The organism is Rhodoferax aquaticus, from assembly GCF_006974105.1.
Classification (GTDB): Bacteria; Pseudomonadota; Gammaproteobacteria; order Burkholderiales; family Burkholderiaceae_C; genus Allorhodoferax; species Allorhodoferax aquaticus_A.
Map to the genome: position 1 here is coordinate 2,210,525 of NZ_CP036282.1, position 14,426 is coordinate 2,224,950.

The 14,426-nt window shown below is 55.3% G+C and carries 11 protein-coding genes; 4 read left to right on the forward strand and 7 right to left on the reverse strand.

Annotated elements, in window-relative coordinates:
• Positions 1–10 precede the first annotated feature (10 nt).
• The 5 genes from EXZ61_RS10195 to EXZ61_RS10215 form a co-directional block, all read right to left on the reverse strand.
• Positions 11–787 carry an ABC transporter ATP-binding protein gene (locus tag EXZ61_RS10195; RefSeq protein WP_142811476.1) on the reverse strand — a complete coding sequence of 259 codons (777 nt, stop codon included), beginning with the start codon at positions 785–787 and terminating at the stop codon, positions 11–13.
• A gap of 39 nt (positions 788–826) precedes the next feature.
• Complete coding sequence (locus tag EXZ61_RS10200) at positions 827–1,957, reverse strand: succinylglutamate desuccinylase/aspartoacylase family protein (protein WP_142811478.1); 1,131 nt, start codon at positions 1,955–1,957, stop codon at positions 827–829.
• A gap of 5 nt (positions 1,958–1,962) precedes the next feature.
• Complete coding sequence (locus EXZ61_RS10205; protein ID WP_142811480.1) at positions 1,963–2,676, reverse strand: ABC transporter permease; 714 nt, start codon at positions 2,674–2,676, stop codon at positions 1,963–1,965.
• Positions 2,676–3,362 (reverse strand): ABC transporter permease, encoded by a 687-nt coding sequence (locus tag EXZ61_RS10210; RefSeq protein WP_142811482.1) that lies wholly within the window; start codon positions 3,360–3,362, stop codon positions 2,676–2,678. The genes EXZ61_RS10205 and EXZ61_RS10210 overlap by 1 nt, the downstream gene beginning before the upstream one ends.
• Positions 3,363–3,433: 71 nt before the next feature.
• Positions 3,434–4,276 (reverse strand): ABC transporter substrate-binding protein, encoded by an 843-nt coding sequence (locus EXZ61_RS10215; RefSeq protein WP_142811484.1) that lies wholly within the window; start codon positions 4,274–4,276, stop codon positions 3,434–3,436.
• 280 nt (positions 4,277–4,556) lie between these two features.
• Here EXZ61_RS10215 and EXZ61_RS10220 point away from each other — a divergent pair, with 280 nt between their 5' ends.
• The 4 genes from EXZ61_RS10220 to EXZ61_RS10235 all read left to right on the forward strand — a co-directional run bounded on the left by EXZ61_RS10220 (position 4,557) and on the right by EXZ61_RS10235 (position 11,830).
• Complete coding sequence (locus EXZ61_RS10220; protein WP_142811486.1) at positions 4,557–6,971, forward strand: YgiQ family radical SAM protein; 2,415 nt, start codon at positions 4,557–4,559, stop codon at positions 6,969–6,971.
• A 501-nt stretch (positions 6,972–7,472) separates the two neighbouring features.
• Positions 7,473–8,390: a LysR substrate-binding domain-containing protein gene (locus EXZ61_RS10225; RefSeq protein WP_168224739.1), complete on the forward strand. Its 918-nt coding sequence runs from the start codon at positions 7,473–7,475 to the stop codon at positions 8,388–8,390.
• A 20-nt stretch (positions 8,391–8,410) separates the two neighbouring features.
• Complete coding sequence (locus EXZ61_RS10230) at positions 8,411–10,906, forward strand: DNA internalization-related competence protein ComEC/Rec2 (protein ID WP_142811488.1); 2,496 nt, start codon at positions 8,411–8,413, stop codon at positions 10,904–10,906.
• Between the two features lie 60 nt (positions 10,907–10,966).
• Positions 10,967–11,830 carry an HDOD domain-containing protein gene (locus EXZ61_RS10235; RefSeq protein WP_142811490.1) on the forward strand — a complete coding sequence of 288 codons (864 nt, stop codon included), beginning with the start codon at positions 10,967–10,969 and terminating at the stop codon, positions 11,828–11,830.
• Positions 11,831–11,857: 27 nt separating this feature from the next.
• On the opposite strand, the gene EXZ61_RS10240 is transcribed toward EXZ61_RS10235, so the two are convergent.
• Both EXZ61_RS10240 and mltB read right to left on the reverse strand, forming a co-directional pair.
• Entirely contained in the window at positions 11,858–13,300 is a 1,443-nt protein-coding gene (locus EXZ61_RS10240) for an SPOR domain-containing protein (protein ID WP_142811492.1), read from the reverse strand.
• A 19-nt stretch (positions 13,301–13,319) separates the two neighbouring features.
• Entirely contained in the window at positions 13,320–14,375 is a 1,056-nt protein-coding gene (gene mltB / locus EXZ61_RS10245) for a lytic murein transglycosylase B (protein ID WP_142811494.1), read from the reverse strand.
• Positions 14,376–14,426: the final 51 nt, after the last annotated feature.

Below are 14,426 nucleotides of genomic sequence, written 5' to 3' on the forward strand. Positions count from 1 at the left end.
TGCCTAGACACTATTTCAAACTGCCAGACAGAAACTGTGCCAAGCGTTCACTCTTGGGTGCAGACAAGACCTCGGAAGGAGCCCCCTGTTCTTCGATGCAGCCTTTGTGCAGGAATATCAAATGGTTGGAAACCTCACGAGCAAACCCCATTTCATGGGTGACTACCACCATCGTGCGCCCCTCCAAAGCCAAGTTCTTCATCACCTTGAGTACTTCCGACACCAGCTCAGGATCTAGAGCACTGGTGGGTTCGTCAAACAGCATAACTTCCGGCTCAATGGCCAAGGCGCGCGCAATAGCAACACGTTGTTGTTGCCCTCCGCTCATGTGGGCCGGATACCGGTCTTCCATACCTGCGAGGTCTACCCGGGCCAAGTACTTGCGGGCTGTGGCAATGGCCTCATCGCGTGAGACGCCCAGCACATGCACCGGCGCTTCAATAATGTTCTGCAACACAGTCATGTGTGCCCACAGGTTGAAGTGTTGGAACACCATGGCCAACTTGGTGCGCATGCGTTGGAGTTGTTTGGCTTCCACCGGCATTAACTCTCCGTTGGAGCTCGGCGCCATCTTGAGTTCTTCACCGGCTACCAAGATGCGACCCTTGTGCGGCTTTTCCAGCAGGTTGATGCAGCGCAGAAATGTACTTTTGCCAGAGCCGGAACTACCAATTATGCTAATAACGTCACCCGCGTGCGCGGTGAGCGAGACACCTTTGAGCACTTCGTTTGCGCCAAATCGCTTGTGGATGTTTTTAACTTGTAGTTTGATGGGCTTGGACGTCATGGGAACAATGTTAGAGGATGAATGCAACAAATGAAGGAACTAAAAGCCCAAAAGCTCACCAGTTCTAAAGGGGATAGCTCCAGCAATTTTTGCCAGTTCCCCCCCGGCGAGTACGTAGCGTTCTCGTATGTGGGCATACAACACACCCTCAACGCCAGCTAACACGGAGTGCACAGTGGGAGTGAGCGGATCAATGACTTCGGCCAATAGATCTCCAACTTTGAGGTATTGCCCAGGTTTTGCCGCAAAAACGACAAGCCCTGCTGCAGGTGCGTACAAGGTTTCAGAGCCTGCCAGCGGCGTAGCCTTGCACTTGGCCGGTGGTACTAGGGGCTTTGTGGAGCTGGCTAAGACCTCCATGTGTTGCAAGTAATGGAGGATTGCCGCTGCGTCGGCTTGGGCCCAAGCGTGGCCGACATCCGCTTCGCCGCGCAGTTCAATCGTGGTGGTGCAACAACCTTGGGGTATCGGTGAGTTACAGCCTTGTGCCTTAAGTTGCTCACTCAATTGCCACCAAACACCCGATAAACACTCGTCAAAGGGACCGCCTCCGGAACCTTTCGCGAGCAAAATGGCCTCGCTATGGAGAAAATAAGCCAAGGGCTCCAAGGTGGGCCAACAGCTTTCTTCCGTATAGAAATGCATAACGCCTTCACAGTCGCAGTGCAGATCGAGTACTTGGTCTGCATCAAAGGCTAGATTCAACAGGCGATGGCGTAGGCTTTGTAGTTCCGTGGAGGGCTTCCAGTTATGGAGATAAGCCGCCATTGCTTGTCGAATGACCTGAACGTTATGGGCGGGGTCATTGCCAAGCGCTTCTTTCACTTGTGGTGCAATTGCCTTCGCAAAGTCAGGGTAATGGCGGTTAAAGTTCTCGGAAGACTCTAGTTCGAAACGCCCCATCGGTTTATGGTCTAAACGCTGAGACAAGCCAATGGGATTGGCAACCGGGACCAAGACGATTTCACCTTGTATGCGGCCCGCAGTTTCCTCCGCCTCTAGTAAGCTGCGCAGTTTGTGCGCAACCAACATGCCCGGCAGCTCTTCGGCATGGAGACTGGCTTGTATATAGATCTTCTTGCCCTCGCCAGCGTTTCCATAATGAAAACTGGTCAGGGTTTTTTGGCTTCCCAAGCTTTGGGAGAGTAGGGGGTGGTCAACGCGCTGCATGGCTATTAGTTTTTGCGGGGCGCAAGGTAAGCAAGGAAACGGTTTTCAGCGAGTTTGAATACCGCGATCAAACAGAACGTAGCGACCAAATAAATAGCCGCTGCCGCCAAATAGGCTTCAAATGGAAGGTAATAGTCGGAATACACCCGGCTAGCAGCAGCAGTTATGTCTAGCATGGAAGGCACTGCGCTGGCCAAACTGGTGCTTTGCAGCATCATGACCACTTCGTTGCTGTACGCAGGCAAAGTTCTGCGCATTGCGCTGGGAAGCACCACACGTAGCATCACTTGAAAGCGGCTCATGCCAAAGGACTGAGCTGCCTCAATTTCGCCGGCATTCGTTTCGCGAATAGCACCAGCTAACATTTCTGCTGTGTAACCCGCAGTGTTGAGACTGAACGCAAGCAGGGCACAGAAAAATGGTTCTTTGAAGTGCGTCCAAGGCCACACGTCATCCCAACGGGCCTGAATCCATTCCAATTGCCCCAAACCGTAGTAGATCAAGTACACCTGTATGAGCAGTGGGGTGCCTCTGATAACGTAGGTGTATCCGCCTACAAGCCAACGCATGGGAGCCCAAGGACCTGTGAGTAGGAGCGCAAAAACCAACGCCAAAACAGCCCCAATCGCCAGGGACGAAAACAACAACCCTAAGGTGGTGACGATTCCAGTGGCGTACAGGTCAATGTTTTGCGGCTCAAATATGACATGCCACTTCATTACATTTGCCCTCTTTTTGTACCCAAGCTATAGCGCGCATTCAGCTTGCGCAGTGCATATAAGGAAACGGTGGTGTAGACCAGAAACAAAGCTGCCGTAAACAGAAAAAACACAAAGGGTGAACGGGTCGCGGCACTCGCCTGCTTGGCTATATAGGTCATTTCTTTGAGACCGATCAAACTTACCAAGGCCGTTGCTTTGATAAGGACCAGCCAGTTATTGGTAAACCCAGGCAGGGCATAGCGAATCATTTGCGGCGTAGTGATGCGGAAAAATGCTTGCACCTTGCCCATGCCAAACGCCCAGGCGGCCTCAAGTTGGCCTTTAGGGATCGCGATGATGGCACCGCGGAAAGTTTCGGTCATGTATGCGCCGTAGATGAATCCAATGGTAAGTACACCCGCCACGAAGGGGTTAATGTCAACAACGGTTTTGCTACCGGCTAACTCGAAAAGATGGTTTAGTCCGATGGTACCGCCATAAAAGACTAGCAGCATGACCACCAAATCAGGCACACCACGAATGATGGTGGTGTACACGGTTGCAGCGGCAACCAAAACTGGGCGGCCTGACAGTTTGGCGGCAGCACCTAACAAGCCCAATACGATAGAAACAAGCAACGCACAGAGAGACACTCCCACTGTCAATGCGGATCCTTGCAAGATTGCGAGGTAGTAGGCGTTCATGGAGGAGTCATTTAATCTAAGAACACAACGGGGCGCAACCAGTGCGCCCCGCTAATGGCTAACCTGGACGATTATTCGCCGTAAACGTCAATACCAAACTTGCTGAAGTACTTGTCGTTGATGGTCTTGTAAGTACCAGCGGCGCGAATGGCTTTGATCGCTTCGTTGAAGTCAGCCTTGAGCTTGTCTTCACCCTTGCGCAATGCAATACCAGCGCCGTAACCAAAGTACTTTGGCTCTTTCAAGTCAGGGCCAACCAACTCAAACTTGGCACCTTCAGGCTTGGACAAGAAGCCACCGGTGACTTCCATGAAGTCAGCAACTGTACCGTCCAAGCGGCCAGACTTGATGTCCAAATACACTTGGTCTTGTGCTTCGTAGGAGTTAACCACCACACCAGCAGGCTTCAAGTCACCCATGGCGTACTTCTCTTGGGTAGAACCTTTCAAAACGCCAATCTTCTTGCCCTTGATCGAGGCAGCGTCTGTGAATTTAGTGCCTTTTTTCAACACAATGCGGCTAGGCGTGTTGTAGTACTTGTCGGTGAAGTCCACTTCTTTCATGCGGTCATCGGTGATGGACATGGAGGAAATGATGACGTCGTACTTCTTGGCATTGAGGCCAGGGATCATGCTGTCCCAGACTTGCTCCACGAACTCACACTTGCGTTTCATTTGGTCGCACAAAGCGTTGGCGATGTCTACGTCAAAACCTGTTGGCTTGCCGTCTGCAGACTTAAATGTGAAGGGCTCGTAGGTAGGGTCAATGGCGATCTTGATGACCGCTGGTTCGGGTGCAGCTGCAGCAGGCGCTGCGGCAGGGGCTGCAGGGGCCGGAGCTGGTGCTGCTTCTTCTTTTTTGCCGCATGCGGCCAATACGGAGGTCACTGCCAGTGCCAGCAGAAGCTTTTTCATGGATAAGTCCTTATTTGGGCCAGAGGCTAGCCCCCAGCAAGTTGAAAATAGAAAAGAATCATTCTACGTTCTACGCACAGCAAATTTGATGCCGCCCCAAGCTAGTGCATCGGGGTTTGTACTGTGGAACCTAGATGCAATACGGGGCATACGATGTGAAAATTGTGCTTAGAACCCTCGTTGAGTAGCTATGAGTCCGTACAAAGGCAGGCAGTAAGACCCTTTAAGGTGCGGTGCTTAGTGCAAAAACGTACACTTGAGGGTTAACCCGAGAAGACCCATGAACGCACTTGTTGACGTCTCTTTCTTTCCACGCGCCGCTAAGCCGCTGTCCAGTTACCGAAAGTATTGGGCTGCTCGCTTTGGCAACGCGCCCTTTTTCCCTATGAGTCGCAGTGAGATGGACAAACTGGGATGGGACAGTTGCGACATCATTATTGTGACTGGCGACGCCTACGTAGATCACCCGAGCTTTGGAATGTCGGTCATTGGGCGTATGTTAGAGGCGCAAGGCTTTCGCGTGGGCATCATTGCACAACCCGATTGGACCAGCGCAGACGCTTTCAAGGCGTTGGGTAAGCCGAATCTGTTTTGGGGTGTTACCGCTGGCAATATGGACTCCATGATTAACCGTTACACGGCGGACCGCAAGATTCGCAGTGATGACGCTTACACGCCGGGGGACATAGGGGGCAAGCGGCCCGATCGTGCAGCAATTGTGTACAGCCAACGTTGCCGCGAGGCATTTAAAGATGTGCCAGTGGTCTTAGGGGGCATTGAAGGAAGCCTGCGCCGCATTGCGCATTACGATTACTGGAGCGATAAAGTCCGCCGTAGCGTCGTGGTCGACGCCAAATGTGACCTGCTGTTGTACGGGAATGCAGAGCGGGCTATTGTGGAAATCGCGCATCGCTTGGCGTCTAAAGAACCAGTTGAACGCATTACCGATGTGCGAGGCACCGCTTTTGTGCGTCGCTCGGATGACGAGACGGGTAAAGGTTGGTTTGAGATTGACTCTACCAGCGTGGATGAACCGGGTAGGGTAGAGGCCCACGTCAATCCCTACATGACCACCTCTGAGCAGGCTGCAGAGCAGGGCACTACCTGCGCAAAAGAAGACGAAGCTAAGCAAGTGGCTGAAAATGCTACTAAAGAAGGAGCGGCTCGCGCAGGTTTGGCGGCGCTTAAGCTTGAGACCGGTACCACTGGCGAAGTGAATGCCTCCATCAAGCCACTCACCTTCATGGCCAATCCATCGCTGCCCAGCGGTAAAGGCAAGTTACGTGTGCCGCCACGCGACCGATCGGTGATTCGTTTGCCTAGTTATGAACAGGTGAAGAGTGATCCTGTGTTGTACGCCCATGCCAACCGGGTTCTGCACTTGGAAACCAATCCCGGCAATGCACGCGCTTTGGTGCAAGCACATGGGGAAGGGGCCACCGCGCGTGATGTTTGGATCAACCCGCCCCCTATTCCGCTGACCACGTCAGAGATGGACCTGGTCTTTGATCTACCCTACGCGCGCAGCCCACACCCCAGCTATGCGGACGAAAACGGCAGCCACGAGCACAGCACCAAGATTCCCGCTTGGGAGATGATTCGCTTTAGTGTCAACATCATGCGAGGGTGCTTTGGTGGGTGTACGTTCTGCTCCATTACCGAACATGAAGGCCGGATCATTCAAAGCCGTTCGGAAGACTCTGTGATCAAAGAAATCGAGGACATTCGCGACAAGGTCAAAGGGTTCACGGGCACTATTTCCGATTTGGGCGGCCCGACAGCCAATATGTACCGCTTAGGCTGCCGTAGCCCTGAGATCGAGGCTGCTTGCCGCAAACCTAGCTGCGTCTACCCCGGCATTTGTCAGAATTTGACCACGGACCACGGCCCGTTGATCAAGATGTACCGCCGAGGGCGTGCGCTCAAGGGTATCAAGAAGATATTGATCGGCTCCGGCCTGCGTTACGACTTGGCAGTCAAAAGCCCTGAGTACGTCAAAGAATTGGTGCAGCACCATGTGGGTGGCTATCTCAAGATTGCGCCTGAACACACCGAACAGGGGCCTCTCACGAAAATGATGAAGCCGGGCATTGGCTCCTACGACAAGTTCAAAACCTTGTTTGAGAAGTTCAGTGCGGAAGCCGGCAAGAAGCAGTTTTTGATACCGTACTTCATCGCCGCCCATCCCGGGACCACCGACGAAGATATGATGAACTTGGCCATCTGGCTCAAGAAAAACGGGTTCCGTGCGGACCAAGTGCAGACGTTCTATCCCAGTCCTATGGCCACCGCTACCGCCATGTACCACTCAGGGCGCAATACCTTGCGCAAGGTCCGGCGTCAGGTGGAAAGCGATGAGGAAACCGTGGACATCGTGCGCGGCGAGAAACGCCGTCGCTTGCACAAAGCCTTTTTGCGTTACCACGACGCCAACAACTGGCCCTTGCTGCGTGAGGCACTTAAAACCATGGGCCGGGCCGATCTGATTGGCAATGGCAAGCACCATTTGATCCCAACCTTTCAGCCCTTGGGTGACGGCGGTTACCAAACTGCGCGCAAGAAAAACTCGACGGTTGCGCCAACCAAAGCTGCGGCGCCGGTGAAAGGACGCATGCTGACCCAGCATACAGGCTTGCCGCCACGGGTCACAGGCGCCGCTAAACCTGCTCCAAAGTTGGTGCGCAAAGCACGCTAATGCATTTTGCGAGCTACATAAAGCGCCGCGCCTGAGCGTGCGCTCTTAAGTGCTCGTAATCCAGTGAGCGTTGTTCCCGCGTTCTCTCGTGGACCAAGGAAATTGGCGCGTGGATATCGCTTAACAACCGCGTGTTGAGCAGCTCTGTTGTGTGCGCTAATTTCTGTGCGTGCACTGCGTGTATTCGCAGGTGAACTTTTGTGAATGCCCCCCTCAGTGCGCGCAAGGATGTGCTTAGCAGCTGCCGTGGAGCTGATATCGCGCTTACTAGTGAACTGAAAAAGCGCAGGATGGTCGAGGCAGTTTGGGGTGGGAAGGTCGTGTTGCTCATTCGGTGTTCTGGAAGTCAATGCTTTGAGACTAACGAGGCCAGGCCTGTTTGAAAATCAATCATTTCTGTCGTAAGTGGTCGATATTCCTAACCAGCAAATGGCGCCAAATGGGTTAGGCTTGGTAGGCTGTTAAGCCTGTGGGCTTGCACCCTTGCGAACACTAAGAGCTATGCGCCTGCCACTGCAAACACTGCCAACCTTTCGGGCCGTTGCCCAACTATCCAGCTTACGCGCGGCGGGTGAGCAGTTGCACCTTACGCACAGTGCCATTAGCCAACAGATCCGCTTATTGGAGGAGCAAATCGGATTCCCGGTGTTTGATCGCCGTGGACGCCGCGTGGTATTGAACGAAGCAGGTATTGCCCTGTTGCGCGTCGTGGAACAAGCGTTGTCGCAGCTCGACGAGGGTGTGCGCATGGCGGGCGCTATTGCACACGGCGAGGCGCAGCTTCTGCGTTTAACCGTGCTGCCATCCTTTGCGCAACATTGGTTACTGCCACGTATGCACATGTGGCGCCAAGAGCACCCCACGCTCACGATGGAGATCCATACATCTCTCAAAGCCATGGACCTCAAACGGGACGGCTACCACGCTGCGTTGCGACAAGGGCGTGGTCCTTGGCGCGGCTTAACTGCCACCAAGCTGCTCGACTCCCCCTTACTCGTCGTCTGTGCACCATCTTTTGCGACGCGACTTAAGGGTTGCAATGCACTGGATTTGCTGCACGAGCCTTTGCTAGGTACCCGTGCGCGTTGGGAGGCATGGTTTGCAAAGGCTGGTCACGACTGTAGGGTGACTCCGACCACGGTTTTCAATGATATGGGCATCATGTTGCAGGCGGCTGAACGTGGCTTGGGCATCGGTTTAGGGCGTGAAATGTTGGTGCGTGATGCCTTGCATGAGGGCCGCTTGGTTCAATTGTTTCCAGAAGTCCTCCTAGACGCAAACAGCGATACCTTTTGGTTGGTGTATCCCCCAGAATTAGCCGACTGGGCCCCATTGTGTGCACTGCAGAACTGGTTAATCCGCGAATTGAATGAAGCCGGAGCAGCTAACAAGCCCGACGGTGTTTGGGGTGACGCCTAAGCGGGGCTAGGGGGCCAGATATGCCTTCAGAGTCGAAACTGGCCAACTCCTCTCGCTGGCCCTCGGACGCCTTTACCCCCATTTTGCTGGCGTTGGTGGTAGGTGTTGCCCTTCAATTGCAGCAAACCGCACTGTGGGATCGTCATATCTATGAGGCCACTTTGCTTGTTGCGCTCGTGCTTATTGTTCTGTGTGCTATCAAAAAAGTTGCAGTTGCCCACGTGGGGTGGTGCTTGGCGCTTGCGTGGCTATCTGTGGGTTTTGCGAGCACGGGTTTGCGGGCGAGCTGGTACCAAGATCACCGCTTGGATCCTGATTTAGAAGGGCGCGACCTGGTGGTGGTTGGCATCGTTAGCGAACTCCCTCAGTTCAGCGACGCAGGTCTTCGGTTTCGATTGTCGGTGGAGTCCGCACAGCTGCAAGGCCAAGCGATAAAGGTCCCCCGTACCATGGACGTGGGGTGGTATGCCGGTGTGTACCCTCATGCGAAAGAGCCACAAGGCTTGCTGCGCCAACCCGCCAGCCTAGAGGCTGGTGAACGTTGGCAATTGGTGCTGCGCCTCAAAGCGCCCCATGGAAGCAGCAATCCCCATGGGTTTGACTACGAGCTTTGGGCTTGGGAACAAGGTGTCCATGCCAATGCCTATGTGCGGGCCAGTAGTCAGGACCCAGAATCGATCAATTTGGGCCAAACTTGGACCTATCCAGTCGCTTGGGCGAGGCAATGGGTACGTACGCGCATCATGGACGCTGTTCCTGATCGTGACCGTGCAGGCTTGCTAGCGGCGCTGGTCGTAGGCGAGCAGGCCGCCATTGACCGAGCCCAGTGGGACGTCTACCGGGCAACGGGTGTGGCGCATTTGGTCAGTATCTCTGGCTTGCACATCACCATGTTCGCCTGGGGCGCTACGTTTCTTGTAGGGTACCTATGGCGACGTAGCATGCGTGCGTGTTCGTGGCTGCCTGCGTCTACGGCGGCGTTATTGGGGGGTGTGGTGCTTGCCTTTGGCTACGCTGTGTTCGCGGGCTGGGGTATACCCGCGCAGCGCACCTGCGTCATGCTGGGTGCGGTGGCGGCGCTAAAGGCCTTTGGTTTGAGGTGGCCTTGGCCAGTCGTGTGGTTGAGTGCGTTTGCGCTTGTCGTAGGTTGCGATCCGTGGGCCATGTTGCAACCCGGGTTTTGGCTAAGTTTTGTGGCCGTGGGTGTGCTATTTGCTACTGATTTAGGTGCAAACAGTGCAGGGCGCACGGGCGCTAAAGCTAAAGTGTGGTCCATGCTCCGGGAGCAATGGGTGATCACTACAGCATTGGCACCGTTGAGCGTATTGCTATTTGGACAGCTGTCACTGGTGAGTCTTGCTGCCAATGCTTTTGCTATTCCTTGGGTCACCTTGGTCATCACACCGTTGGCCATGGTGGGCGTCATAGTGCCTGCTGTTCTTCCTTTGGCGAGTGCAGCAGGGCTAGGGTTGCAGCTTGTTCTCCAGTTCTTTGCTGCCTTGCCCAATGCCGCACTGGCTTTTCCAAGTCCTCCGCTTTGGCTTGCCGTGGGTGGCGCCATCGGGGCCGGTATGCTCGTCTTTCCGTGGCACTGGACGCATCGGCTGCTAGGGCTCCCGCTGCTTGCGCCCGTGTTGCTCTGGCAGCCCGCGCTGCCTCCATTGGGTGAATTCGAACTATTGGCTGCCGATATAGGGCAGGGCAATGCCGTGCTGGTGCGCACAGCCACGCACGCCTTATTGTTTGACGCCGGGCCTCGTTACAGTTTAGAGAGCGATGCAGGGCACCGAGTCTTGGTGCCTATGTTGCAGTCCCTTGGTACGCGGCTGAACCGTGTGGTGCTAAGCCATCGGGATTCCGACCATGTGGGGGGTGCTGCCGCGGTGCTTGCTATGCAAAAGCAGGCCGACTTGATGAGTTCGATTGAACGCGAACATCCCTTGCAACTGCAACGGCCTGCCACACCCTGTATCGCAGGCCAGCAATGGGTGTGGGATGCTGTGGAATTTACAGTGTTGCATCCACAGAGTGGTGACTACAGCAAGCCCCTTAAACCCAATGCAATGTCCTGTGTATTGCGCATTCGTGCGGCGGGCTCAGCACCAGACAAACAACGGAGCCGCACCGCCTTATTGGTGGGGGACATCGAAAACTTGCAAGAAGCACGGCTAGTGGAGAGTGAGGGCCTTGGACTACGCGCCGATGTGTTGTTAGTGCCCCACCATGGGAGCAAAACGTCTAGCTCTGACGTGTTTCTTGACGCGGTGCAACCTACCTACGCGTTGGTGCAGTCTGGCTACCGCAACCGGTTTGGGCATCCGGCAGCAGAGGTCAAACTGCGTTACCTGAGTAGAGGCGTCACCGTGCTTGAATCAAGCCGCTGCGGCGCGATGACATGGCGGTCGTGGCAAGCGCAAAACGTACTGTGCCAGCGCGAAGTGGCTAAGAAGTACTGGCATCACCAGCTTAACCCACCTGGTGATGCCAGTAGCGCCCCTTTTTTGTCGGCGGATTAGTGTATTTTGGTAGGAGGCACGCTGGGTTTTCTGGATAATGGAATGCAATCAGGAGCACGCATGAAAGTTGCCGAAGTAGAGAAAGAACTAGACCACGCCAAGACCCAAGGGCCCTTGCGCGACATCATCATTGCACCCTGCCCAGAGGCCCTGATCGAACTCATGCGAGAAGTTCAAAGTGGTGATCCTGATCCAGCCGTGATTGCACGCATTGCAGGCAGCGATGTCGCTATGGCGGCGTCCTTGTTGCGGATTGCCAATAGCCCTGTCTTTGCCCGCTCACGGCCAGCGTCTACGGTGTCGGAGGCGGTTGCTATTTTGGGCCTGGCGCACAGCATTGGCATTTTGGCCGGGTTCATCACACGCAAGGCCATGCCGGTGAAATCCCCATTGCTTGAACATTTCTGGGAAACCTCGACCCGCCGTGCCAGTGCTATGGAGTACATCGCCCGCCAGTTGTACGTGGTGGATGCGGGGACCGCGCAAACTTGCGGTTTGTTTTGTCACATCGGCATGCCTGTGATGATGCAAGGGCTTAAAGGGTATGCAGACACCTTGGCAACTGCGATGGCGGAGCATGACCGCAGTTTCACGGGGATCGAAAATGCGGCCCATAGAACCGACCATGCAGTAGTCGGTGCGTTGGTCGCAAAGACCTGGCTGTTGCCACCCAATATCACTTTGGCCATTCGGCTGCACCACGATTTAACCTGTCTTCAAGACCAGCGCCTTCCCAAAGAGGTGCGTACTCTGGTGGCCATGGCCCTGGTCGCCGAGCATTTGGTGGCCACCCACGAAGGTGTGCCAGAACAACCCGAATGGGAGGCCGACGGAGCCCACGCGCTTGCTTATCTCAATGTGACCCGTGGTGAGGTCGAGATGTGGCAAGATCAGTTGCAGCCCTACTTTGAAAGCTCGGGCTAGGCGCAGGTGATGCCAGCGCAGCGAATCCTAGTTAGAGGTGGCATCGATCAAGTTGGGTGACTCGAATACCAAAGCTTCTAGGCCAAGACTCTTAATTCGGTTGGCGCTGATTTCGGCCTGCGCTTCTGTGTCATAGGGACCTACTCTCACCCGTGTGCGCTTACCTTTGCTGGTGTTGAGCGTTTGCTTAAACGCTGGGAGCCCCGCATCGCTGAGCTTGACATGGGCATTGAGCGCATTGTTTTCGTCTGCAAAAAGACCTACGTTGATATAGAAATGCGGTTCAGCTGAGGGACTGTTTGTGGCAGCCCCTTTGTTCGGCTGCGATTTAGCATTCGTGGGTTTAGAGGCGCTGGGCACAGCTTCGCCGCTGGCCGCTTTTTTCTGATTTGGCGCGTTAGTTCTCTTTAGTTCCTTGGCCGCTGCGGCGGCTTGTTGTGCAGCTTCGGATGCCAAAATCGCAGGGCTACTCAGCACTTCTTTGCTAGGTTTGTTGGGAGGACTGCTTAGGGGTTTGGGGGGTGCTGGCTTTTTGGATTCGGTCTCAGCAGACTTCGTTGCAGAGGGGGGCGGTGAGTCGGTCGCCGATGTCGGCTTTGCTGCTTGGGACTCCGCCTTAGCAGGGGTGGCTGGTGCACTGCTAGGCGTAGCAGATGCATCGGTGATTGGGTTGGCTCGGTTGCTAGCAAGGGTATTGGTGGCTTCCAAGCCAGACGAGGCCCGTGGAGGTGCGCTTGAGTTGCCGCTTGAGGGGGGAGCTTGAGGAACCGCGCTCGGCGCAGGTGTTGCAGGCGTGGTTTCCGCGGCATCAGGTGGTTTTATTGCCGGCGGGGCTAGCCCAGCGGGCACATCCGTAGGTAACTCTATAGTGCGTCCTACGGCGACTTGGCGAGCGCCTGGACTGGACGTGGCCAACGGGTTGTAGCCCGTTGCCTGCGCATAGGCAAAAAGTGCGGCGGCTGCGATGGCAGCGTTGCCCAATGCCAACCCAACAAGCCGCTTGCGAGAGCTTGCACGACGTTCCAACATGGCGCAGGCCTCGGGCAAAGTGCTGTTTGCCTCCAGAGCACTAGCCATACGTTTGCGGCAATGGGCGTGAAACAGCGCATTGCCATACACGCCGGGCACTGTGATCAGCGCGACTAACAGAGTCAGCAACACCCCTAATTCCACTTCGGGAGGCCACTTGAGCAGCAATCGGCCTAGGCCAAAGACAAGAAGTGGAACGCCAGTCACGACACCGGCGTAGACCATGGCTGCCGGCCACAGTTGCCTAAAGGCCATCCAATTCAGCGTCAGGAACGCTGCCGCCCAGTTCCAACTTGGTCCACTGCGGTCAGAGGCTTCAAAACGGGCAAAGACGGGCAAGTAATAGTCGGTGCCTACAGAACCAATGGCCGCGCGGTAAAGCGACGTGGTTGCATCCAGGTCGGAAAGGTCGGCGCTAATGGTATCTGTGGCGGCTGGCATAGGGCTCTCAATGCGTCGCTTATTTTTGCATAGCTTTTGCTACTTCCTGGCCCAGCTCAATGACCGCCATTGCGTAGTAGCTGCTCCAGTTGTACCGGGTGATTGCGTAGAAATTCTCGGTGCCAACGACGTAGCTAGGTGCTTCGCTTCCATTTTGTAGTTCCACCAAAGCAAGAGGGCCTTGGTGCTGACGCGCGAGGTTGTCCAGTAGTGCACCTTTGGCCTGCATGTCGGACGCGCTGAAGGTTGGCAATATGTCGGGTGCCATGAGTGCAGGAAGGTCCAGTATGCTCGGGTCCAATTGCACAGGGTAATGCGTTGGCATGCCCGCCTTCCAGCGGAAGTTCTTGAAGTAATTGGCTACGGAGCCAATCACATCGGCGCTGCTGTTGAACAGATCAGCCCGGCCGTCGCCATCAAAGTCGATGGCATATTTTGTCCAGCTAGACGGCATGAATTGCGGCATGCCGAGGGCGCCCGCATAGCTACCCCGTAGTGCCAGCGGGTCGGTACCCGTGCGCTGTGTGAGCGCAAGGTAGGCTTCAAGTTCAGATAAGAAATACGCCGTACGCTCTTTGGCGCGAGGGTGCGCGCTAGGAAAATCAAAGGCCAAGGTGCAAAGCGCGTCCATGATGCGGAAACTACCTGTGTTTTGCCCGTAGATAGTCTCCACACCGATGACGCCCACCACAATGCTGGCGGGCACCCCAGTTTCACGCTCCGCACGTTCTAGTGCCTCCCGGTTAGCGAGCCAAAACTTAGCGCCCGCTTTGATGCGAACGGGTTCTATGAATCTGCTGCGGTAGGCTGCCCAGTTCTTGGGGACACCGACCGATGGTGGGGTAATCGCTTGGGCCACGGCGCTGGTGTAGCGAGCCTGGCCTACCATTTGACGCACCCAAGCTGGGTCTAGCTGGGCCCGTTGCGCCAGTGCATCTGCGGCTTGCATGGCGTCAGTGCGCTCGGAGTACAGCGGCCCCAAGGGGGCAATGGCTTTGGCCGGTTTGTGCTTCTTTTTGTTGGTTTTTGTGGTGGATTTCGTAGCTGGTTTCGGCTTGACTGGTTCGGCAGCCATTGCTGAACAGCCATAGCTTGCTATCAAGAATGCAGTGATGAGACGGGCTAA

Excerpts from the sequence above, each read along its gene's own strand:
- EXZ61_RS10195 (WP_142811476.1), bottom strand. The coding sequence starts at position 787 with ATGACGTCCAAGCCCATCAAACTACAAGTTAAAAACATCCACAAGCGA.
- EXZ61_RS10200 (WP_142811478.1), bottom strand. The coding sequence starts at position 1,957 with ATGCAGCGCGTTGACCACCCCCTACTCTCCCAAAGCTTGGGAAGCCAA.
- EXZ61_RS10205 (WP_142811480.1), bottom strand. The coding sequence starts at position 2,676 with ATGAAGTGGCATGTCATATTTGAGCCGCAAAACATTGACCTGTACGCC.
- EXZ61_RS10210 (WP_142811482.1), bottom strand. The coding sequence starts at position 3,362 with ATGAACGCCTACTACCTCGCAATCTTGCAAGGATCCGCATTGACAGTG.
- EXZ61_RS10215 (WP_142811484.1), bottom strand. The coding sequence starts at position 4,276 with ATGAAAAAGCTTCTGCTGGCACTGGCAGTGACCTCCGTATTGGCCGCA.
- EXZ61_RS10220 (WP_142811486.1), top strand. The coding sequence starts at position 4,557 with ATGAACGCACTTGTTGACGTCTCTTTCTTTCCACGCGCCGCTAAGCCG.
- EXZ61_RS10225 (WP_168224739.1), top strand. The coding sequence starts at position 7,473 with ATGCGCCTGCCACTGCAAACACTGCCAACCTTTCGGGCCGTTGCCCAA.
- EXZ61_RS10230 (WP_142811488.1), top strand. The coding sequence starts at position 8,411 with ATGCCTTCAGAGTCGAAACTGGCCAACTCCTCTCGCTGGCCCTCGGAC.
- EXZ61_RS10235 (WP_142811490.1), top strand. The coding sequence starts at position 10,967 with ATGAAAGTTGCCGAAGTAGAGAAAGAACTAGACCACGCCAAGACCCAA.
- EXZ61_RS10240 (WP_142811492.1), bottom strand. The coding sequence starts at position 13,300 with ATGCCAGCCGCCACAGATACCATTAGCGCCGACCTTTCCGACCTGGAT.
- mltB (WP_142811494.1), bottom strand. The coding sequence starts at position 14,375 with ATGGCTGCCGAACCAGTCAAGCCGAAACCAGCTACGAAATCCACCACA.